Here is a 20,433-nt window from a genome sequence, read left to right as displayed (position 1 = left end):
GCGGTCGGGCGGTCGTATCACGGGGTCCTGCGCTCCACCGGGTACGGGACGTACGTACGCCGGTCGGGGTCGATCGCCAGCCGGCTCCCCGCCGGCGGCCGGGCGCGCTGGGCGCAGTCGCGGCGTTCGCAGATGCGGCAGCCGAGGCCGATCGGGGTGGCGGCGTGGGGGTCGTCGAGCGCGATGCCCCCGGCGTAGACGAGGCGGTGGGCGTGGCGGAGTTCGCAGCCGAGGGCGACGGCGAACTCCGCGCGGGGTGCGTGGTGTCCGTGGCCGCCGCGGGTGACCGTGCGGGCGATCCAGAGGGAGCGGTTGCCGTCGGGCATCTCGGCCACCTGGGTCAGGATGCGTCCGGGCGCGGCGAACGCCTCGTACACCGTCCACAGCGGGCAGGTGCCGCCGAGGCGGGAGAAGTGGAAGTCGGTCGCGGACTGCCGTTTGGAGATGTTGCCGGCGCGGTCGGCGCGCAGGAAGGAGAACGGCACTCCGCGGTGGCCGGTGCGCTGGAGGGTGCTCAGCCGGTGGCAGACGGTCTCGAAGCCGACGCCGAAGCGGGCGGAGAGCAGTTCGATGTCGTAGCGGGCCTCCTCGGCGGCGGTGTGGAAGGCGGCGTACGGCATGAGCAGGGCGCCGGCGAAGTAGTTGGCGAGGCCGATGCGGGCCAGTGCCCGCGACTCGGGGGAGGTCAGCTCCGCTGCGCTGCCGGTGAGCGCGTCGAGCAGTGGGCTGTGCTCCAGCAGGGCGAGCTGGGTGGCGAGTTGGAAGGCGCGCTGGCCGTCGCTGAGCCAGGGGGAGAGGAAGAGCAGCCCGTTGGCGGCGTCGAAGCGGCGGGCGTCGGCGGCCCGGCCGGGGGCGGCCTGGACGACCCTGACGCCGTGGCGCCCGGCGAGGCGGGCGGCGAGTTGCGCCGCGGTCCTTCCCGGGCCTGATCGCAGAGCTGCGGCGGTGTGTTCCGCCTCGGTGTCCAGGGTCCCGAAGTGGTTGTGGTGGGCGTAGAAGAAGTCCCGGACCTCGTCGTGCGGTTCGCCGGGCGGGAAGGCGGTGCCGCCGTCCTGGCCCGGCGCGGCGAGCGCGGCGGCCTGCTCCGCGGTGTCGCGGTAGCGGCGGTGCAGGGCGACCAGGGCGCGGGCCACCTCGGGGTGGTCGCGGGCGGCCTCGGTGATCTCCTCGGCCGCGGGCAGCGGCACCCCGCACGCCTCGTCGGCCAGGGCGGTGCGCAGGTCGGCGGCGAGGCGGTCCTCGTCGGCGTGGGAGAAGAACTCCGCGTCGACGCCGAAGACCTCGGCGATCCGCAGCAGCACGGGCACGGTCAGCGGGCGCGTGCCCTGCTCGATCTGGTTGGCGTAGCTGGTGGAGATGCCGAGCGCGCGGGCCATGTCGACCTGGTTCATGCCGCGCTCGCGGCGCAGGCGGCGCAGCTTGGCGTGCGCGTAGACCTTTCCGGTGGCGGGGCGACCGGGCATGCCCGTATCTCCTCTGTGGCGCGGTTCGGTTCCGTGCGATCCGCAAGTTTCGCAGGTTCACCCCTCCGGATCGTACGGATTCCACAGCTTCCGGCGATGTCCCCGCGGGCGTGGCGCGGGCAGGATCGGCCACGTCAGCACCGTGCGCCGGGCCACTGCGAGGAGTGCCGTGAGCGAGCAGCACGTACAGGACGACTCGGGTGCGCAGGGGCGGCCGCGGGAGCGCGGCCGCCGGCCTCCGCCAACGGCCGGCCCCGCGAACCGGTCCCGGCCGCGCGCCGTGCTCCCCGCCCTGTGCGCCACCCAGATCACGAGCTGGGGCATCGTCTACTACGCGTTCCCCGTCCTCAACCCGGCCATCACCGCCGGCACCGGCTGGTCGCCGACCGCCACCACCGCGGCCTTCTCCGCCGCCCTGCTGGTCTCCGCCCTCGCCGGGATCCCTCTCGGCCGCGTCCTCGACCGCCGCGGCCCGCGCGCCGTCATGACCGCCGGGTCCGCGCTGGGCGTCACCGCCGTCGCCGCCCTCGCGGCGGCTCCCAACATGGCGGCCTTCACGGCCGCTTGGCTGCTCGCCGGGATCGCCATGGCCGCGACGTTCTACCAGCCCGCCTTCGCGGCCGTCACCCGCTGGTGGGGCGAGGACCGGGTGCGCGCGCTGACGATCGTCACGCTGGCCGGCGGCCTGGCGTCCACCGTCTTCGCCCCGCTGACGGCCGCGCTGGCGTCGCACTTCTCCTGGCGCGTCACGTACGCCGTGCTGGCCGCGGTGCTCGCCCTGGTCACCCTTCCCGTCCACGCCCTCGCCCTGCGCGCCCCCTGGCCGCCGGCACCCCCGCCGCCCCCGCGGCCCGCCGGCGGCGGGCGGTCCGTGGCCCGTACCCGCCCCTTCGTCACCCTGGCCGCCGCGCTGATGCTGAACAGCTTCGCGATGTACGCCGTCGTCATCGCCCTGGTGCCGCTCCTCACCGAACGCGGCGCCGGCCCCGCGGCCGCGGCCTGGGCCCTCGGCCTCGGCGGCGCCGGCCAGACCCTCGGCCGTACCCTCTACGCCACGCTCGCCCGCCGCACCGGCACCACCGTCCGCACGTTCCTCCTGATGATCGCGGGCGGCGCCACCACGGCCGCGCTGGCGCTCGTCCCCGGCCCGTACGCGCTGCTCGTGGCGCTCTCCGTCGCGGCCGGCATGGTCCGCGGCAACGTCACCCTCCTCCAGGCCACCGCCGTCACGGACCGCTGGGGCACCACCCACTACGCCCGCCTCACCGCCCTCCTCACGGCCCCGGCGATCACCGCCTCCGCGCTGGCCCCGGTCGCCGTCACCGCCCTGACCAGCCCCCTGGGCGGCTACCCCCGGGTCTTCCTCCTCCTGGCCGCCTGCTCCGCCACGGCCGCCCTCCTCACCCTCACCCTCCCCCGGGAATCCCGCGGACCGCGGACCGCGGCCCGACCGACCGCAACCCGGCATGCCGCCGTTGCGCGACGGGATGAGTAAGTCTAGGCTTACCGTTCGTGGCGACTTACGAAACGGACGACGGGTGGAGCGCGGTGGGCGACCCCACCAGGCGGGCGATCATGACCTGCCTGGCCGAGCGGGAGCGCGCGGTCGGGGAGCTCGCGGACGAGCTGCCGATCAGCAGGCCGGCCGTCTCCCAGCACTTGAAGGTGCTCAAGAACGCGGGACTGGTCACCGAGCGCACCGCGGGCACGCGGCGGATCTACCGGCTCAACCCGGCGGGAGTGGCCGCGCTCCGGGACCAGCTCGACACGTTCTGGAGCCGGGCCCTGGCCGGATATCAGGCGGCCGCGGAAAGCCACGACGACGGCAGGGAAGCACACGGCGAGGAGAAAGCATGACCGAGGCAGCAACCCCTCTGGTGCGGCGGCAGACAGTCGTGGCGGCACCCCTTGAGAAGGCGTTCGCCGTCTTCACCGAGCGCTTCGGCGACTTCAAGCCGCGGGAGCACAACCTCCTCGGCGCGCCCATCGCCGAGACCGTCTTCGAACGGCGGGTGGGCGGCCACATCTACGACCGCGCCGAGGACGGCAGCGAGTGCCGCTGGGCCCGCGTGCTGGCGTACGAGCCGCCGGTGCGGGTGGTGTTCACCTGGGACATCGACCCGACCTGGACGCTGGAGACCGACCCGGAGAAGACCAGCGAGGTGGAGGTCCGCTTCATCGCGGAGACCGCGGAGCGCACCCGCGTCGAACTGGAGCACCGCGGCATCGACCGCCACGGCCCCGGCTGGCCGGCCGTCGCGGACGGCGTAGGCGCCGACCAGGGCTGGCACCTGTACCTGGAGCGCTACGCCGCCCTCGTCGACTGACGCCCCGGACGGCCCCGTAGAAGCCCCCGGCCGCCGTCGGGAGTACCGCCCCCCGATCCCCCGACGAGACCGGGCCCGTACCGGGCGACCGGCAACGACGAGGCCCCGCAGCGGCACGCCGCTGCGGGGCCTCGTCTCGCCGCCGGACAGGACAGGTCCCCCTCCGCCTCTCCGGCCGGGTCCGGCGTCGGCCGCCGGTTGTTCTACCGCGCGTAGAGCAAGTGCCGGGACTCCTGCTACGGTGCCGCCCACAGTTGCTCTACAAGACGTAGAGCAAAGTCGGGTACGGAAGGCCGCCTCATGCTCGTCCGCATCGCCCGCGCCTGTCACCGCCGGCGCTGGACCACCCTCCTCGGCTGGCTGCTGGCCGCGCTGACCCTCGCGTCGGCCGGCGGCATGGCCGGCACGGACTTCGACTCCGAGTACGACCTGCCCGGCACCGACTCCCAGCGCGCGTACGAGGTGCTGGAGCGGCACTTTCCCGAACAGGCCGCGGGCACCGGCGACATCGTGCTGCACGCCGGCGCCGGCCTTGGCGCTCCCGGCGTACGCGAGCGGGCGCGGGACGTGCTCGCGGCGGCGCGCACCGCCGACCCCGTGGTGGCCGAGGTCGTCTCCTTCGACGACGCCGCCCGGGGCGGGCTCGTCAGCGCCGACGGCACCACCGCGACGGCGCGGATCGTCTTCACCGTCGGCCGCACCGAGGTGCCGGACGAGGCCGCCGCGGAGATCGAGCGGCGGCTGACCGGCATGTCCGGCGAGGGTCTGCAAGTCGAGTTGTCCGGCACCATGTTCGCCCCGAAGCCGAGCACCGGGCTCAGCGAGAGCGTCGGTCTCGCGGCCGCGCTGGTCATCCTGCTCGCCGCGTTCGGGTCGCTGGCGATGGCGGGACTGCCCGTCCTGGCCGCCCTGACCGGGCTGTTGACCGCCATGGGGCTGGTCATGCTGCTGAGCAAGGCCATGAACGTGCCGGACTTCAGCATGTCGGTGGCCGTGATGATCGTCCTCGGCGTCGCCGTGGACTACGCGCTGTTCATCGCCGTCCGCTACCGCAGCGCCCGCCGTGAAGGACACGACGCGGACCGGGCGGTCGCGCTGGCCGCCGGCACGTCGGGGGCGGCGGTGCTCTTCGCCGGCACCACGGTGATCGTGTCGCTGGGCGGGATGTTCTTCATGGGGGTGCCCTTCGTCTACGGGCTGGCCGTGTCGTGCATGCTCGGCGTCGCCGCGACGCTCGGCCTGGCGCTCACCCTGGTGCCGGCTCTCCTGGGCATCGCCGACCGGTGGCTGACGCCGCCCGGGCGGCTGGAGCGCAGGGGTGCCGGGGCGCGGGGCCCCGGCGCGTACGAACGGGCCCCCGGTGCGTACGAGAAGCTCCTGCGCCGCCGTCCCCTCGCGGTGGTCGTCGGCGCCGCCGTACTGCTGCTCGCCCTCTGCGCGCCGCTGGCCGCGATGCGGCTGGGCTCCGCGGACGCCGGCAACGCCCCCGCCTCGGACACCACCCGCCGGGCCCACGATCTGAAGCAGGAGGCGTTCGGCCCTGGCGCCACCGCGCCGCTGATGGTCGTGGCCGACCTGCGCGGCGCCTCGCCCGGCGACACCGCCGGGCTGGTCGAGCGGCTGCGGCGCGCCCCCGGCGTCGCCCACGTCGGCCCGCCGGCCACCAGCCCGGACGGCCGGGTCCAGGTCGTCACCGTCGTCCCGGGCTCCGACGCGCAGGACGAGGCCACGCCCCGCCTCGTACGCGAACTGCGGGAGACGGCGTTGCCGGAGGCCGCGGCCGGTACCCCGATGCGCCTGCACGTGGGCGGGGTGACGGCCACGTTCCAGGACCTCACCGACCGGATGGCCGACCGGCTGGTCGTCTTCGTCCTGGCCGTCGTCGTCATCTCCGCGCTGGTGCTCGCGGTGATGTTCCGCTCGCTCGTCGTGTCGGTGCAGGCGGTGGTCCTCACCCTGCTGTCCCTGGGGGCGTCCTACGGGCTGCTGGTCGCGGTCTTCCAGTGGGGGTGGGCGGCGGGCCTGCTCGGTGCCGGTGCCACCGGCCCGCTGGAGAGCTACCTGCCGATGACGCTGATGGCGCTGCTGTTCGGACTCGGCATGGACTACCAGGTGTTCGTCCTCGCCCGGATCCGCGAAGCCCGGCTGCGCGGGGTGGACGCCCGCGACGCCGTGGCCGAGGGGCTGCGGGACTCGCGCCGCGTCGTGCTGGCCGCGGCACTGATCATGGCCGCGGTCTTCGCCAGTTTCGCGCTCTCTCCCGACCGCATCATGAAGCAGTTCGGACTGGGCCTCGCCGGCGGCGTCCTGGTCGCCGCGGCGGCCGTGCTGGCCGTCACCCCCGCGCTGCTCACGTACCTCGGCGACCGCGCCTGGCCGCGCCCGGCCCCGCGCCCCGGCATCCCGGCGGCCGGGGCGAGTCCGGAAGCCGCTGCCCGGAACGGCGAGCCGAGCCGGGCGTAGGCGCGCCGCCACCCCTCGGAACGCCGCACGCAACGCACGCGGCGGTCAGGGCGACACCGCCGTCCGATATCATGAACGCATGTTCATGAACGAGTGTTCATCATGGGAGGTGTCATGACGGAGGTCGAAGTCCGCCGGCTCACCAAGGTCTACGGCGACCGGCGTGCCGTCGACGAGGTGTCCTTCACCGCTCCTTCGGGCAAGGTCACCGGCTTCCTCGGCCCCAACGGCGCGGGCAAGACGACCACGCTGCGGATGGTGCTCGGGCTCGTGCGCCCCACCGCGGGCCGGGCGTCCGTGGGAGGGCGGCCGTACCGGGAGCTGGCGCGGCCGCGCCGGTCGGTCGGCGCGATGCTGGAGGCCACCGGCTTCCACCCCGGCCGCAGCGGGTCGGCTCACCTGCGGATCCTCGCCCGCACCTCCGGCGTGGACGCGGGGCGCGTGGAAGAGGTGCTGGAACTGGTGGAGTTGGGCGACGCCGCCGGCCGCCGGGTCGGCGGCTACTCGCTGGGGATGCGTCAGCGGCTGGGCCTGGCGGCCGCCATGCTCGGCGACCCCGAGGTGCTGGTGCTCGACGAGCCGGCCAACGGCCTGGATCCGGCGGGGATGGCGTGGCTGCGCGGACTGCTGCGCGCGCTGGCCGCCGACGGCCGCACGGTGCTGGTGTCCAGCCATGTGCTGAGCGAGGTCGCGCAGACGGTCGACCACGTCGTGATCATCAGCGGCGGGCGCACGAGGTTCGACGGCGCGCTGGCGGAGTTGGGCAGCCCTGCGGTGTCCGTACGCACACCGGATGCGGCGCGGCTGCGCGAGGCGCTGGGCGCGCGCGGCTACGAGGCCGTCGCCGCGGGTGAGTCGGCGCTCGAAGTGCGCGGTGCGAGTCCTGAGGAGATCGGCCGGATCGCGGCCGGGGCGGGCGTGGTCCTGTCCCGGCTCAGCGAGGGCGGGAGGTCGCTGGAGGAGGCGTTCCTGACGCTCACCGAGTCCGAGTCCGAGCCCGAGTCCGCGTCCGAGTCCGAGTCCGCGTCCGAGCCCGAGTCCGCGTCCCGGCCCGCCTCGGGCCGGGCCGGTGTCCGGGCCGGCCGATGAAGGAGACCACTCCCGTGACCGCACTGTTCAGCGCGGAGCTGCTGAAGCTCCGTACCGTACGCGGCACATGGCTGCTGCTCCTTGCCGCCCAGGTCTTCACGCTGGCCGGCGCCCTCGGGCCGATCGTCTCCGGCGACGACGCGGGCCACTCCGAGACCTGGAGCCGGTCGGCCGCTCATGCGGGGCTGGCCTCCCTGTTCGCCCTGGTCCTCGGCATCCTCGCGGTGGCCGGCGAGCACCGGCACAAGACCATCACCGACACCTATCTCGCCACGCCGCACCGCGACCGCGTCGTCGCGGCCAAACTCGCCGTCTACACCGCGGCGGGCCTGCTGTTCGGCCTCGCCACCGCGGTCACGGCGTTCGTCACCACGGCCGTCGCCGTACGGGCCCGGGGCGGTGCCTTCGACGCCGCCGACGGCGAGCTGTGGCGCACCCTGGCCGGCGGCGTCGCCTGGAACGCCGCGTTCGCCGCGATCGGCGTGGGTGTCGGCGCCCTGGTACGCAACCTCGCCGGGGCGGTAGCCGCGGCGCTGGCCTGGATGGCCGTGGTGGAGGGCGTCGTCGCCCAGCTCGTCGGTGACGGCGTGGCGCGCTGGCTGCCGCTGGCCGGCGGTCGCGCGCTGGCCGGCATGGGTGCCGGCGGGCTGCCGCAGGCGGGCGCCGGAGCGCTGCTGGCGGGGTACGCGGCGCTGATCGCCGTCCTCGCCGGCTGGACTACGCTCAGGCGTGATGTCACCTAGGCGAGCCGCGATCCTGCGCGACGGCGGTGGCGACCGGTCGCTGCGCGAGCACCTGGTCGCCACCGCCGCCCGGCTCATCTCCGAGCGCGGCACCGCCGGCCTGACCGTGCGCGACATCGCGCGCGAGGCCGGGGTGGCGGACGGGGTGCTCTACAACCACTTCGCGGGCAAGGAGGAGTTGCTCGCGACGGCCCTCCAGGCCCACGTCCACGAGGTGATGGCCGCCGCCGGGGAGCCGCCGGCGGCGGGGGAGGGCACGGTCGAGGAGAACCTGCGCGTCTTCGTCGATCGCGGGCTCGCCGTACTCGCCCGCCTGCTGCCCGCGTTCGCCGGGCTCCTCGGCCAGCCGAAGGTGCTCGTGCTCTTCCACGGTCCCGGCTTCCACCCCGACGACGGCGGCGGCGCGCTCCGCGCCGTGCTGGCCGGTTACCTCCGCGCCGAGCAGGAGCTGGGACGTATCGCCGCGGATGCCAGTACGGAGGCGGCGGCCACCATGATCATGGGCGCGTGCCACGAGCTGATCCTCCCCCGGGTCTTCGCCCCCGGCCCGCAGGAGCCGATGACCGTCCGCCCGGGATTCACGGGCGACTTGGTCACCACGGTGCTCCGCGGCATCGCCCCCGTACCCGAGCGCTGAATCCTCACAGCGGGAGGGCGAACAGGCTCACCGGAGTGGACAGCGCGACCGCGGCGACGACCAGGACCGCGATACGGGCGGACGCCGTGGCCCGCCGCGGCGCCAGCAGCCGGGCGGTCCGGGCGGTGACGGCGGTGTCCGCGGCGGCGAAGCCCCCGGCGGGCGGCGGGACGGTGCCGCCCGCGGCAGTGAACCGGGCCAGCGCGTCGGTCAGGTCGCGGCGCGGCAGGCGGCGGCAGCAGGCGTCGTCCGCGCACATCTCCAGCAACAGCCGGACCGCCGCCACGGATTCGAGCAGCAGCGCACTGTGCGGCAGCAACCGCCGCCAGGCCAGCAGCGGGAGCAGCACGAGGTCGTGGCGCTGGCGCAGGTGGGCGCGCTCGTGGGCGACGACGGCGGCGAGGTGCCGCGGGCCGAGGAGGCGCAGCGCGCCGGTGCTGAGCACGACGAGTCCGGGGCGGCCCGGCAGGCAGTACGCGGCCGGGACGGGGTGGTCGAGCACCTCGACGCCGGGCAGCCCCGGCCGCGAGCGGGCCACGAGCGTCAGCAGGTGGCGGTGGCGGCGCCGGTGCCGGGCGAGGTCACGGCAGACCAACGCCAGGCTCCAGCCCCGGGCGGCGAGATAGGCGGCGCCGAGCGCCAGGCCCGCCGGGGCGAGCGGTCCGGCGGGGGCGCCGCCGGCGCTCGCGAGGCTCAGCAGGCCCGGCACCAGACCCTGGTTGGCGGGCGCGAACACGGCGGCGAAGACCAGCCCGAGCAGGGACAGTTCCAGCGTGAGGCCGAGGGCCTGCCACGTCACGAGCGCGGTACGCGGCATCCGCGTCACCCAGCGGGCCCGGGCCAGCGGCCGCACGGCCGCCAGGCAGCAGGCCAGCATGACGGTGAAGTGCAGCAGATGGCTCATCGGCGGCGCTTGCCCTCGCCGTCGGACGGTTCGTCCGCCGCGTCGGCGAGCGCGTCGCGCAGGACGTCGGCTTCCGGGCCGGACACGGAGCGGGCGAAGTGCGCCAGAACGGCGTCGCGGTCCCCGGCCTGGGCGAGGACGTCCATCATCAGGCTGGTGACGTACGACTCCCTGCTGGCCGCCGGGGTGTAGTGCCAGGACCGGCCGATACGCTCCCGCCGGGCGGTCCCCTTGTGCGCCAGCCGGTCCAGCACCGTGATCACCGTCGTGTACGCAAGCGCGCGGTCCGGCAGCGCGTCGAGCACCTCCTTGGCGGTGCGGGGGCGACCGGCGTCCCAGAGGACGTCCATGACCGCGCGTTCCAACTCCCCAGAGCGCCGCACGTGCCCGCTCCCTCCGACGCGACCGCGGTGGCACCGCACTCTACCCCACGTAGAACAACCCGCGGCAGCCCCGCTGCGGTGCCATCCGTGGAAGGCGGCCGCGGGGCGCGGGCGGTGCCGGGTTCCGGGCGCGCACCCACGCGGCGCCCCGCCGCGTAGCGCCGCGCTGGGTGACTGAGTACGCTCTGCCGCGGCCTCCCACGGGCGGCCGACTGGACTTAGAGCGGGGGGACGTTGGTGGAGGAGACGCGGCCGGAGCGGGTCATCGGCGGGCGCTACCGGCTTGTCGGGCAGCTCGGCGTGGGCGGGTTCGGGCGGGTGTGGAAGGCCCACGACGAGGCGCTGGGCGTTCATGTCGCGGTCAAGGAGGTGTGGCTGCCGCACCAGGCGGGCTCGGACGCGGAGCATCACCAACGGGTGGTACGTGCGGCCCGCGAGGCCCGTAACGCGGCCCGCCTGCGCGACCATCCGCACGTCGTCGCCGTCCACGATGTGGTCATCGAGGACGGCGCACCCTGGATCGTGATGCGCCTGGTCGACGGGCGCTCGCTGGAGGAGCGGCTGCGCGCGGACGGGCGGTTGCCCGCGCCGCTGGTGGCCGAGACGGCCACTGCCCTGCTCAAGGCCCTCAAGGCCGCCCACGCGGCCGGGATCGTCCATCGCGACCTGAAGCCCGCGAACGTGATGCTCACCGACGACGACCAGATCCTCCTCACCGACTTCGGCATCGCCGTCCACGAGACCGACACCCGCCTCACCACCACGGGGGGAGTCATCGGCTCCGCCGAGTACATGGCCCCCGAACGCCTCAACGGCCTTCAGGACCAGGCTGCCGGCGACCTGTTCTCCCTCGGAGTCACCTTGTACGAGGCGATCGAGGGCGTCTCCCCGTTCCGCAGGGAGACCCCCACGGCCACCCTCGCCGCCGTGGCCCTCCACGATCCGCCGCCGATGCAGCACGCCGACCCCGTCCTCGCCTCGCTGATCACCGCCCTCCTGGCCAAGAAGCCCGAAGACCGCCCGACCGTGGACAGCACCCTGGCCGTGCTCCGCGCCCGCACCCCCACGGTCACGGCGCCGGCCCCCGGGCCCCCGCGCGCAAGCGGCGCACCGGTCGTGCCTCCCGCCCCGCCGGCCGCGCCGCCGGCGGGGATCGCGCGTATCGGGCGTCTGATCACGGGAAGCTGGTTCCTGCTGGCCGGGATCGTCCTCATCGTCTTCGGCTGCTACATGTTCAGCACCGAGGGCGGCTGGGAGGGCGCCTATCCCATCAGTGCGGCCACCGCCGCCCTGGTGGCGCTGTTCTTCGGGCTGGCCGCGATGTTCTACCGCTGGCCCCATCCGGGCAGCCCGCCCTTCCGGATCGTGGGCGGCCTCTTCCTTCCCGTCTTCCTCCCCCTGGCCGCGATCTGGGCGGTATGGAACGCGGTGCTGCTCGCTTAGGGGGCCGCCGTGCACGAAGACGGACGAGGGCTGTTCTTGTCAGCGCTCCGTGGCACAGTGGCGGCCATGACGGTGGACGAGTTGCTGCGCCGGCTGACGACGGTCCGCTGGCACGCCCTCGAGGTCTTCAAGGGCGACATCGGCACCGCGGCTTGAACGGCCTGAGCCGCACGGTGCGCCCAAGCCGGCCCATGACGGGCGAACCCAACTCCTCCGGAGCTACGCCGGATTCACGAAGGCGCCGATCGCCGAGGCGTCCAGCAGCCGGCCGCTGCACCAGTCGGCCAGCAACAGATCGAACTCGCGCATCGCCTGTTCGAGGCCGGCCGCCGACTCCGCCGCGGCATCGGGCGAGGGCGCGAGGCACAGCGTCGTGACCAGGTCGCCCTGCGCCTGGCCGTACACGACGAGCGGATCGGAGTCGATCGCGAACGAGCCGGCCACACGGCCCGGGCCGTCGGGGAACCGGACGCCCGCGTACGGCCTGCCGACGACGGGCAGCAGCTCCCACAGCCGCCGCCGCGAAACCTCGGTGGAGATGGGGGCGGCCGGGGTCCGGCGCAGGTGAATCCGGTCGAAGACGCGTACCGACGACGCACCCTCGCCGATCACCCGCGAATGCTGCTCGAAGACCTCACGGATCGCGCGCATCTCGGCCTCGACCTGCCCCGCGAGCTGACGGGACACCATCTCGGCCTGCCGCCAGTCGTCCTCGTGGATCACGAAGTGCTCTCCCGGGCCGGCCGCGTCCTCGGTCGCCGGCAGCGGATCGAAGATCGTCGGCAGGGAGTACGCCATCTCCTGCGGGTCCACCGGCTCGATCCGCCTCAGGGTCAGCACGAGTCTGCCGCTCCGAAGGAACTGCGCGGCGTCCGGCGGATCGGCCCGAACGACGGCCCACGCCTTCCCGCCGAGATCAAGGCGCGTCTCGTGCTCGAACGAGTCGGGAAGCTGCCCCGGAGCGAGCTCGGTCCTCGCGAACTCCGCCTCCGTCTCCGCGTCGACGAACACGACCTGCACCGACTCCGCCGCCATGTACTTACCCCCACACCGTTCGCGGCCCCCGCCTCACCGCCGGCCTCCGCCGTCCCCGGACAGTATCGATGCAACGGGTCTCCGCCACCGCCGCTCCCGGATGAAAGCCGCCCGCGCCGCTCGTTTTGCCTGGTCAGACGGAGTGCGGAGGAGACGGGATGCGAACTCGTGAGGGTGTGAACCCAACACGCCTTCCCACTCGCCGCCCGACTGTCCGGCCGTAGTCGGGACTGTTCTGACTACCGGGTCCGGATGTCCCAGAGCCGGATCACCCGGTCGTGACCGCCGCTGGCCAGGATGCGCCCGTCGGGGGCGAACGCCAGGCAGAGGATGGGCCCTTGGTGCGCGTCGATGGCGAGGCGCTGGTCGCCGGTGGCCGTGTCCCAGAGGCAGATGACGCCTTCGTGGTCGCCGGTGGCGAGGGTGCGGCCGTCCGGGGCGAATGCCAGGGCGGTCCTTCCCTGGTTCCGGCCCTCCAGCACGCGCAGGTCTTCGCCGGTGCGGGCGTTCTTGAGGTGCACGGGGGTGCCTCCGAAGGCGGTGGCCAGGACGGCCCCGTCCGGGCTGAACACGAGGCTGATGTAGGCGCCGCGGGGAAGCTCCCAGCGCGGCTCCCCCGTGCCGACGTCCCACATCCGCGGCGTACCGCTGTCGCCCCCTCCGACGATGTCGCGGCCGTCCGGGCTGAACGCCAGCGAACTGACCCACCCGCCGTGCCCCTTCAGCACCAGGCCGGGATCGCCGGTGTGTACGTCCCAGAGCCGGATGGCCCTGTCGCTGCCGCCGGTGGCGAGGGTGCGGCCGTCGGGGCTGAACGCCACGGAGGCTACCGACGCGGCCCATCCGGGGTACCTCAGGGCCAGGCGCTGCTCGCCGGTGCCGGCGTCCCGCAGAACGACGTCCTTTCCGTTCCGGGTCGCGAGGATGCGGCCGTCCGGGGCGTAGGCGGCACCGGTCGAACGGGAGTCCTTCATGCGCAGCGCGGTACGCGGTTCGCCGCTGCGCGGATCCCACAGGCGCACGGACTTGTCCGCGCTGCCGCTGGCGAGAGTGCGGCCGTCAGGGCTGAACACAAGGTTCCCCACCGTGCCGCGGTGACCGGACAGGGTGAGGTGGTGCTCGCCGCGCAGCGCCTGTGCACGAAGGTCGCGCGGCGCGTCCGGCGCAGTCGGTGCGTCCGGCCCGGCCGGCGCGTCGGATGCGGTGGACGGCGGGGTGGACGGAGGCCGAGGCGCGTCCCGTACGCCGAGTCCCGTCAGCTCGCGGGCCAGGGCCTGGGCATCCGGGCGTCCGGCCGGGTCCTTGGCAAGCAGCGCCAGGACCAGATCCGCAAGGTCCCCGGGCAGGCCGGGTCGCAGCTCGCGAAGCGGCGGCGGGGGCTGTTCCAGATGCTGCCGCATCAGGGCGTACACCGTCGCCTCGGTGAACGGCGGTCGGCCGGTGAGCAGTTCGTACAGGACACAGCCCAGGGCATACAGATCGGCGCGGGTGCCGACCTCCGTCCCACGCCACTGCTCGGGCGACATGTAGCGCGGGGTGCCCAGCACGGCTCCGGACACGGTCAGCACGGTCGAGGCGTCGGCGGGGCGGGCGATGCCGAAGTCGCAGATCTTCACCCGGTCGCCCGGCTGTACGAACAGGTTTCCCGGCTTGAGGTCCCGGTGGACGACGCCGCAGCCGTGTACGGCGTCCAGGGCGACGGCGGTCTGCCGAGCCACGTCCACGGCCCGCGCGACGGGCAGGGCACCGCCGTGGTCGGCCAGCAGCCGCGCCAGGTCCTGGCCGTGCAGCAGTTCCATGACGATGAACAGGAAGCCGTGGTGCTCCCCGGCGTCGTACACGACGGTGATGCCCGGGTGCTGGAGCCCGGCAAGGACAGCCGCCTCTCGCTGAAAGCGCCGCACCCCGCGTCCGCCGGCCAGGGACGGCAACACCTTGACCGCCACATCCCGCCGCGGCAGCGAGGAGTCACGCCCCAGCCACACCTCCCCCATACCGCCGCGACCGAGTAACTCCCGCAGCTCGTAACGCCCGGCCAGCGTCACGCCGGCAAGCTCCATCCGTACGTCTCCGTCCCGCCTGCAGTGTGGCCGCACCTACGCCGGGCGTGTCCAGTAGACCGCTGATCTGCGGTTGTGGTCAGCGCCTGGCCGCGGCCAGGCGTCCGCGTCCTTCGAAGGCGATCCAGAAGGCGACGGCCGCTGTCAGCCGGTCTTTCGTCCGACTCCCGCGCAGACCCACTGCCGTTCGGCACCGGACGGCGTGGTCGGGGCCGGTGCGGTGGACCACGGCGAGACGGGTGCCAGGTCGGGGCGCCACAGGGACACGGTGGTCAGGCCCGGGTCGAGTAGGTCGAAGCCGTCGAACAGCCGCCTTACCTCCGCGTAGCTGCGCAGCGTGAGCGGAGAGTGGGCCTTCTTGTAGACATCGGCGGCCTTCTGGACCCGGCCATCGGTGTCGAACTCGGAGGTCGAGTGCGAGATGACCAGATGACTGCCGGCTGCCATCGCGGCGCGCAGTCGCGCCACGATTCCCGGCGGGTCCGCCTCGTCGTCGATGAAGTGCAGCATTGCCAGCATGATCACGGCGACCGGCCGGTCGAGGTCGATGACATCACGCAGTTCGGGATCGGCCAGGACGTCCTCGGGGTGCCGGGCGTCGCCCTGGACGACGGCCACCAAGGGTGATCTGCCGAGTAACGCCCGCCCGTGGCTGACGACGACCGGGTCGATGTCGACGTATGCCACGCGCGAGTCCGGGGCGACCTGCTGGGCGATCTCGTGCAGGTTCTGGTGCCCGCCACCCTCGACCGGCATACCCGAGCCGATGTCGATGAACTGCCGGATTCCGGAACCGGCCAGGCACCGTATCGCGCGCCGCAGGAACGCGCGGTTCTCCCGCGCCATGAGGGGTGCGTCGGGAACGTGCCGCCGGACCTCCTCCATGACCGCCCGGTCGTGGGCGTAGTTGTCCTTGCCGCCGAGGAAGTAGTCGTAGATGCGTGGGACGGCCGGGGTCGCGAGCTGGAGGGGGCTCTCCTCCTCGCGTCCTCTCCCCTTCGACGACGGCTTGTTCATTGAGCTCTCCCGCCATGCCCCTGCCGCGCTACAGAATCCGTGGAACCATGCGAGCGTAGCGATCGGCCGGCCAAGCCACCCCGGCTACCGCCGGTTTCGGCTGACAACGTTGCCGGGACGTGACCCCAGGAGGAAGTGCCATGCCGGACGACGGCATCGACAGAATTCCCGGCCCGCCCGCGGGCGGTGACGGCGTCAAGGCGATTGTGGCGGCGGGCGGGCTGCACAACTATCAGCTCAAGCTGCACGCCGAGTTCGGTCCGGTGGTGCGCTTCCCCTTACCGGGTGCGGACGTGGCGGTGTCGGTCGCCGATCCGGTGCTGCTGGAGGCCACCGCGGAGATCAACAAGCGGCCGGAGAAGCTGTTCGAGTTCCTGGAGCCCCTCCAGGAGTCGGGCAACGTGCAGACGCTCCCGGCGGACGAACACGTGCCGTGGCGGCGGGTGATGCTCTCCGTGCTGGCCGGACGGCCCTCGCACGAAGCGCACTTCGCGCAGTTCACCGCGCTGACGACGTCGATGGCCGACCGGTGGGCGGAGAACGCCGCGCGGGGCCCCGTGGAACTGCAGAAGGACCTCAGCGAACTGTCGCTGCGGATGATCTGTGAATACTCGCTGGGCAACGGCCTGGAGTCCGAGGAGGCCGCCGGGCGGGTCGTGTCGGCGTTCGAGGACGTGCTCACCGACTACCTGGCGCGGCTCTACCAGATGGACGTGGGCGGCACGGAGGAGGAGCGCCGCGTACGCTCCGAAGAGGCCCTCGCCTACCTGCGCACGACCGTCGACGGGGTGCTCACCGCGCACCGCGAACGCGGCATCACCGAGCACGCTGACCGCAGCGACCTGGTCGCGGCTCTGGTCGGGGCAGGCGAGTCGCCGGCGCGGATACGCGACACGGTGCTGACGACCATGCTGGCCGCCCACCACACCACAGGTGTCGCCATCTCCTGGACGCTCTACCTGCTGGCCCGCCACCCGGAGGTGGCCGAGCGGGCCACCGAGGAGGTCGACCGGGTTCTCGGTGACCGCGGCGCACCCGACTACGGCGACCTCAGGCCGCTTTCGTACCTCGACACGGTGCTCCGGGAGGCCATGCGGCTGTACCCGCCGGGACCGTACGGCGCCCGGGAGGCCACCGAGGACCTCAAGCTCGGCGAGTACACCGTTCCCGCGGGCACGACCATCTTCTACCCCTTCTGGGCCGTGCACATGAACCCCGAGCACTGGCCTGACCCGGAGGTGTTCGACCCGGACCGCTTCGCACCGGAGGCGTCCGCCCGGCGGCACCGGTTCGCGTACATCCCGTTCGGGCTCGGGCCCCGCAGTTGTGAAGGCGCCGCCCTCGCGATGGTCGAGGCCAAGCTCGTCCTGGCGATGCTGCTGAAGCGGTTCCGGTTCCGGATGGCGCCGGGTCAGACGGTCACGCCTGTCGAACGCTTCGTCCTGTGGGCCGCCGAGGACATCCGCATGAACCTCACGCCCCGGTAACCCGCCCGCCCCCCGAGGGCCGGAGCCCGGCGAGGCCCGCAGCGGCATGCCGCTGCGGGCCTCGTTTCGCCTGGTCAGGCGGGGTGCGGAGGATACGAGATTCGAACTCGTGAGGGTGTGAACCCAACACGCTTTCCAAGCGTGCGCCCTAGGCCTCTAGGCGAATCCTCCGCGGGTCACAGTACAAGACGGGGTGGGGTGGTCGCGAACTCGTTCGTTGGGGGTGGGATCGGTTAAGGTGGAGTCGCCCCTCACGCGGCGCTATCTCGCTGAACTCCCCCAGGGCCGGAAGGCAGCAAGGGTAGGTGGGCTCTGGCGGGTGCGTGGGGGGCACCTTGCTGTCCGGGGCCGGGTGGCGGGCGCGGGGGTTTTCGTGGGTGGGCGCCGTTGTCGGCGGTCACCGATATCGTCGTAGTCGTGTCGCAGCTCGCTCTCTACCGCCGCTACCGACCCGAGACCTTCGGTGAGGTCATCGGGCAGGACCATGTGACCGGCCCGCTGCAGCAGGCGCTGCGGAACGGGCGGGTCAACCACGCGTATCTGTTCAGCGGGCCGCGCGGCTGCGGGAAGACGACCAGCGCGCGCATCCTCGCCCGGTGTCTCAACTGCGAGCGCGGGCCGACGCCGGAGCCGTGCGGGGAGTGCCAGTCGTGCCTGGACCTCGCGCGGAACGGGCCGGGGTCGATCGACGTCATCGAGATCGACGCCGCGTCGCACGGTGGTGTGGACGACGCGCGTGAGCTGCGCGAGAAGGCGTTCTTCGGGCCCGCCGCCAGCCGGTACAAGATCTACATCGTCGACGAGGCGCACATGGTCACCTCCGCGGGGTTCAACGCCCTGCTGAAGGTGGTCGAGGAGCCGCCCGAGCACCTGAAGTTCATCTTCGCCACGACCGAGCCGGAGAAGGTCATCGGGACCATCCGGTCCCGGACCCACCACTACCCCTTCCGCCTCGTCCCGCCCGGCACCCTGCGCGACTATCTCGCCGACGTCTGCCGCGTCGAGGCCATCCCCGTCGAGGACGCGGTGCTGCCCCTGGTCGTACGGGCCGGGGCCGGCTCCGTACGGGACTCGATGTCCGTCATGGACCAACTGCTCGCCGGCGCCGGCGAGCAGGGTGTGACGTACGCCATGGCCACCGCCCTCCTCGGGTATACGGACGACGCCCTGCTCGACTCCGTCGTCGACGCCTTCGCGGCGGGTGACGGGGCGGGTGCGTTTTCCGTGGTGGAGCAGGTGATCGAGGGCGGGCACGATCCGCGGCGGTTCGTCACCGACCTGCTGGAGCGGCTGCGGGACCTCCTGATCCTCGCCGCGGTGCCGGACGCCGGGGACAAGGGGCTGATCGACGTTCCGGCGGACGTGCTGGAGCGGATGCGGCGTCAGGCCGACACCTTCGGTGCGGCCGAGCTGAGCCGCGCGGCCGACCTCGTGAACGAGGGGCTGACCGAGATGCGCGGCGCCACCGCGCCCCGGCTGCAGCTCGAGCTGATCTGCGCCCGCGTGCTGCTCCCCGGGGCGTACGGGGACGAGCGCTCGGTGATGGCCCGGCTGGACCGCCTGGAGCGCAACGCCGCGACCGGGCCGCCGACCGTGGGGTACGTGCCCGGGCCGGATGCCCACCAGCCTCCCGGCGGGGGTGGGAGCGGGGGCGGGGATGCCCTCGGTGGTGGCGGTGGCAGCAGCGGAGGTGCCGGGGGTGCCCGCGCCGCCCTTGCCGAGCGAGGGGGACCGGTTCCCGGTGCCGGCACCGGTGGTTCCGGAGCCGGGCCTGCGCCTGCGCCTGGCGCTGCGCCTGCGCCTGGCGCTGCGCCTGCGCCTGGCGCTGGGGCTGAGTCTGGGGCCGCGGCTCCTGCGGGCGATGCCGGTGGGGGCGTGCCCTCCGGGCCGCCCGCCTCCGCCGGCGGTGACCCGCAGGCACGGCGGCCCGGGGCCTGGCCAGGGAGTGGCGCCCCGGCCGCGTCCGGTGGCGCGGCACCCGCGCCGCCGCCTCCTGCTCCCGCGCCGGTTCCGGCTTCGGCACCCGCCGCGACACCCGCGCCCGCGCCCGTGGCGGCGCAGGCACCCGCTGCTACGGCTCAGGGCGTGCCCGCACAGCAGGGGGGCGGGGCCGCCGGGGCCGCTTCCGTGCGGCAGATGTGGCCCGACATCCTGGAGGCCGTCAAGCACCGGCGGCGCTTCACCTGGATTCTGCTGAGCCAGAACGCCCAGGTCACCGGGTTCGACGGCGGGACCCTCCAGCTCGGCTTCGGCAACGCGGGCGCCCGGGACAGCTTCGTCAACGGCGGCAGCGACGAGGTGCTGCGCGAGGTGCTGGCGGAGCGGTTCGACGTGCAGTGGAAGGTCGAGGCCATCGTGGACCCGACCGGCGGTGCCGGCGGCGGGCCGGCGGCGGGGCCCGGTGGCGGCGGGGGGCCTGGACCGGGCGGCCCCGGTCCCGGAGGCGGCGGCGGGTTCGGCAGTGGTGGCGGCGGGTTCGGCGGTGGCAGTGGTGGTGGCGGGGGTGGCGGCGCCGGGCTGCGGCAGTCCGTACAGACGACCTCGCCCGCGCCCTCCGTACCGGCGCCCGCTCCTCCCCAGCAGTCCCGGCCCGCGTCGGCCGGTCCCGGCGGCCAGCCCCCGCCCGACCTCGGGCCGCCCCCCGATCCGGGGCCCCCGCCGCCGCTGGAGGACGACATCCCCGACGACGACGACCCCGACCTCGTCGACACCGCCCTGTCCGGCCACGACCTCATCGTCCGCGAGCTGGGCGCCACCGTCATAGAGGAGATCCGCCACGACTAGGCGGCCCGCCCGTCCGCGTACTCCTGAAGGATGACGACGGCGGGAGGAACGGCGACTCCCCGCGGGGCAACCCAAGTGGCGCGCGTCCTCCCTGCGATGGACGGCAGCGCGGCGGCCGAGACCGTAGGCTCGCCTGGACGACCGGCCTGACACCCGGCCGGCGATCTCGACCCAGAAGCAGAAGCAGAAGCAGAAGACGTAGACCCAGAGCCAGTCAGCAGAGAACTGCAGTAGCGCGACAAGGAGCGAGCGACGTGATGCCTGGTGGTGGCCAGCCCGACATGCAGCAGTTGCTGCAGCAGGCCCAGAAGATGCAGCAGGAGCTCGCCTCCGTCCAGCAGGAGCTGGCCGAGACGCCGGTCGAGGGAAGCGCGGGCGGCGGGCTGGTGAAGGCCACGGTGACCGGCTCCGGCGAGCTGACCGGGCTGGTGATCGACCCGCGCGCCGTCGACCCCGAGGACACCGAGACGCTGGCCGACCTCGTCGTCGCCGCCGTACGGGACGCGAACAGCGCCGCGCAGCAGCTTCAGCAGGAGCGGCTCGGCCCGCTCGCGCAGGGGCTCGGCGGGATGCCGGGGCTGCCCTTCTGACCCCCCCT

The 20,433-nt window shown here is 73.8% G+C and carries 17 protein-coding genes, 1 tRNA gene and 1 other RNA gene; 12 read left to right on the top strand and 7 right to left on the bottom strand.

The window, feature by feature from the left end:
- Positions 1–17: 17 nt before the first annotated feature.
- On the bottom strand, positions 18–1,463 hold the full coding sequence (locus ACFYVJ_RS19285; RefSeq protein ID WP_388892872.1) for a short-chain fatty acyl-CoA regulator family protein: 1,446 nt from the start codon (positions 1,461–1,463) through the stop codon (positions 18–20).
- 358 nt (positions 1,464–1,821) lie between these two features.
- On the opposite strand from ACFYVJ_RS19285, the gene ACFYVJ_RS19280 reads away from it, so the two are divergent.
- The 7 genes from ACFYVJ_RS19280 to ACFYVJ_RS19250 all read left to right on the top strand — a co-directional run bounded on the left by ACFYVJ_RS19280 (position 1,822) and on the right by ACFYVJ_RS19250 (position 8,722).
- Positions 1,822–2,958, top strand: coding sequence for an MFS transporter (locus ACFYVJ_RS19280; RefSeq protein ID WP_388892981.1), 1,137 nt, complete (start codon positions 1,822–1,824; stop codon positions 2,956–2,958).
- Between the two features lie 17 nt (positions 2,959–2,975).
- On the top strand, positions 2,976–3,320 hold the full coding sequence (locus tag ACFYVJ_RS19275) for an ArsR/SmtB family transcription factor (protein ID WP_388892870.1): 345 nt from the start codon (positions 2,976–2,978) through the stop codon (positions 3,318–3,320).
- The gene (locus tag ACFYVJ_RS19270; protein ID WP_388892868.1) at positions 3,317–3,790 is read left to right on the top strand and encodes an SRPBCC family protein; all 474 of its coding nucleotides are present in this window, start codon (positions 3,317–3,319) and stop codon (positions 3,788–3,790) included. Before ACFYVJ_RS19275 ends, ACFYVJ_RS19270 begins: the two co-directional genes overlap by 4 nt.
- A 300-nt stretch (positions 3,791–4,090) precedes the next feature.
- Positions 4,091–6,253, top strand: a complete 2,163-nt coding sequence (locus ACFYVJ_RS19265) for an MMPL family transporter (protein ID WP_388892866.1) — start codon at positions 4,091–4,093, stop codon at positions 6,251–6,253.
- Positions 6,254–6,367: 114 nt separating this feature from the next.
- A complete protein-coding gene (locus tag ACFYVJ_RS19260) occupies positions 6,368–7,342 on the top strand; it encodes an ABC transporter ATP-binding protein (RefSeq protein WP_388892864.1) in 975 nt (324 codons plus the stop codon).
- Between the two features lie 14 nt (positions 7,343–7,356).
- Positions 7,357–8,085 carry an ABC transporter permease gene (locus ACFYVJ_RS19255; RefSeq protein ID WP_388892862.1) on the top strand — a complete coding sequence of 243 codons (729 nt, stop codon included), beginning with the start codon at positions 7,357–7,359 and terminating at the stop codon, positions 8,083–8,085.
- Positions 8,075–8,722 carry a TetR/AcrR family transcriptional regulator gene (locus ACFYVJ_RS19250; protein ID WP_388892860.1) on the top strand — a complete coding sequence of 216 codons (648 nt, stop codon included), beginning with the start codon at positions 8,075–8,077 and terminating at the stop codon, positions 8,720–8,722. The genes ACFYVJ_RS19255 and ACFYVJ_RS19250 overlap by 11 nt, the downstream gene beginning before the upstream one ends.
- 4 nt (positions 8,723–8,726) lie before the next feature.
- Here the strand turns inward: ACFYVJ_RS19250 and ACFYVJ_RS19245 are convergent, their stop codons facing one another.
- Both ACFYVJ_RS19245 and ACFYVJ_RS19240 read right to left on the bottom strand, forming a co-directional pair.
- The gene (locus tag ACFYVJ_RS19245) at positions 8,727–9,626 is read right to left on the bottom strand and encodes a M56 family metallopeptidase (protein WP_388892858.1); all 900 of its coding nucleotides are present in this window, start codon (positions 9,624–9,626) and stop codon (positions 8,727–8,729) included.
- Positions 9,623–10,009, bottom strand: a complete 387-nt coding sequence (locus ACFYVJ_RS19240; RefSeq protein WP_388892856.1) for a BlaI/MecI/CopY family transcriptional regulator — start codon at positions 10,007–10,009, stop codon at positions 9,623–9,625. Before ACFYVJ_RS19240 ends, ACFYVJ_RS19245 begins: the two co-directional genes overlap by 4 nt.
- Positions 10,010–10,246: 237 nt before the next feature.
- Here ACFYVJ_RS19240 and ACFYVJ_RS19235 point away from each other — a divergent pair, with 237 nt between their 5' ends.
- Positions 10,247–11,452, top strand: a complete 1,206-nt coding sequence (locus ACFYVJ_RS19235; RefSeq protein WP_388892854.1) for a serine/threonine-protein kinase — start codon at positions 10,247–10,249, stop codon at positions 11,450–11,452.
- Positions 11,453–11,671: 219 nt separating this feature from the next.
- Here the strand turns inward: ACFYVJ_RS19235 and ACFYVJ_RS19230 are convergent, their stop codons facing one another.
- From ACFYVJ_RS19230 to ACFYVJ_RS19220, 3 genes are all read right to left on the bottom strand, one after another.
- Positions 11,672–12,487, bottom strand: a complete 816-nt coding sequence (locus tag ACFYVJ_RS19230) for a hypothetical protein (RefSeq protein ID WP_388892852.1) — start codon at positions 12,485–12,487, stop codon at positions 11,672–11,674.
- 239 nt (positions 12,488–12,726) lie between these two features.
- Complete coding sequence (locus ACFYVJ_RS19225; protein WP_388892850.1) at positions 12,727–14,547, bottom strand: WD40 repeat domain-containing serine/threonine protein kinase; 1,821 nt, start codon at positions 14,545–14,547, stop codon at positions 12,727–12,729.
- 144 nt (positions 14,548–14,691) lie between these two features.
- Positions 14,692–15,564: an SAM-dependent methyltransferase gene (locus tag ACFYVJ_RS19220; RefSeq protein WP_388892848.1), complete on the bottom strand. Its 873-nt coding sequence runs from the start codon at positions 15,562–15,564 to the stop codon at positions 14,692–14,694.
- A gap of 140 nt (positions 15,565–15,704) precedes the next feature.
- Between ACFYVJ_RS19220 and ACFYVJ_RS19215 the strand changes: the two genes are divergently transcribed.
- Positions 15,705–17,051: a cytochrome P450 gene (locus ACFYVJ_RS19215; protein WP_388892846.1), complete on the top strand. Its 1,347-nt coding sequence runs from the start codon at positions 15,705–15,707 to the stop codon at positions 17,049–17,051.
- Between the two features lie 86 nt (positions 17,052–17,137).
- Here the strand turns inward: ACFYVJ_RS19215 and ACFYVJ_RS19210 are convergent.
- A tRNA-Ser gene (locus ACFYVJ_RS19210) sits at positions 17,138–17,222 on the bottom strand.
- A gap of 72 nt (positions 17,223–17,294) precedes the next feature.
- On the opposite strand from ACFYVJ_RS19210, the gene ffs reads away from it, so the two are divergent.
- The 3 genes from ffs (at position 17,295) to ACFYVJ_RS19195 (ending at position 20,425) form a co-directional block, all read left to right on the top strand.
- Positions 17,295–17,389: signal recognition particle sRNA small type (gene ffs / locus ACFYVJ_RS19205), an RNA gene on the top strand.
- A gap of 79 nt (positions 17,390–17,468) precedes the next feature.
- Complete coding sequence (locus tag ACFYVJ_RS19200; RefSeq protein WP_388892844.1) at positions 17,469–19,835, top strand: DNA polymerase III subunit gamma and tau; 2,367 nt, start codon at positions 17,469–17,471, stop codon at positions 19,833–19,835.
- Positions 19,836–20,116: 281 nt separating this feature from the next.
- Positions 20,117–20,425 (top strand): YbaB/EbfC family nucleoid-associated protein, encoded by a 309-nt coding sequence (locus tag ACFYVJ_RS19195; RefSeq protein ID WP_388892979.1) that lies wholly within the window; start codon positions 20,117–20,119, stop codon positions 20,423–20,425.
- The last annotated feature ends 8 nt before the right edge of the window (positions 20,426–20,433 follow it).

Source organism: Streptomyces sp. NPDC004134, assembly GCF_042874195.1.
GTDB lineage: Bacteria > Actinomycetota > Actinomycetes > Streptomycetales > Streptomycetaceae > Streptomyces.
This window is presented reverse-complemented; position numbering and strand designations above follow the sequence as displayed.

Excerpts from the sequence above, each read along its gene's own strand:
- ACFYVJ_RS19225 (WP_388892850.1), bottom strand. The coding sequence starts at position 14,547 with ATGGAGCTTGCCGGCGTGACGCTGGCCGGGCGTTACGAGCTGCGGGAG.
- ACFYVJ_RS19215 (WP_388892846.1), top strand. The coding sequence starts at position 15,705 with ATGCCGGACGACGGCATCGACAGAATTCCCGGCCCGCCCGCGGGCGGT.
- ACFYVJ_RS19230 (WP_388892852.1), bottom strand. The coding sequence starts at position 12,487 with ATGGCGGCGGAGTCGGTGCAGGTCGTGTTCGTCGACGCGGAGACGGAG.
- ACFYVJ_RS19265 (WP_388892866.1), top strand. The coding sequence starts at position 4,091 with ATGCTCGTCCGCATCGCCCGCGCCTGTCACCGCCGGCGCTGGACCACC.
- ACFYVJ_RS19195 (WP_388892979.1), top strand. The coding sequence starts at position 20,117 with ATGCAGCAGTTGCTGCAGCAGGCCCAGAAGATGCAGCAGGAGCTCGCC.
- ACFYVJ_RS19250 (WP_388892860.1), top strand. The coding sequence starts at position 8,075 with ATGTCACCTAGGCGAGCCGCGATCCTGCGCGACGGCGGTGGCGACCGG.
- ACFYVJ_RS19270 (WP_388892868.1), top strand. The coding sequence starts at position 3,317 with ATGACCGAGGCAGCAACCCCTCTGGTGCGGCGGCAGACAGTCGTGGCG.
- ACFYVJ_RS19260 (WP_388892864.1), top strand. The coding sequence starts at position 6,368 with ATGACGGAGGTCGAAGTCCGCCGGCTCACCAAGGTCTACGGCGACCGG.
- ACFYVJ_RS19245 (WP_388892858.1), bottom strand. The coding sequence starts at position 9,626 with ATGAGCCATCTGCTGCACTTCACCGTCATGCTGGCCTGCTGCCTGGCG.
- ACFYVJ_RS19285 (WP_388892872.1), bottom strand. The coding sequence starts at position 1,463 with ATGCCCGGTCGCCCCGCCACCGGAAAGGTCTACGCGCACGCCAAGCTG.
- ACFYVJ_RS19220 (WP_388892848.1), bottom strand. The coding sequence starts at position 15,564 with ATGAACAAGCCGTCGTCGAAGGGGAGAGGACGCGAGGAGGAGAGCCCC.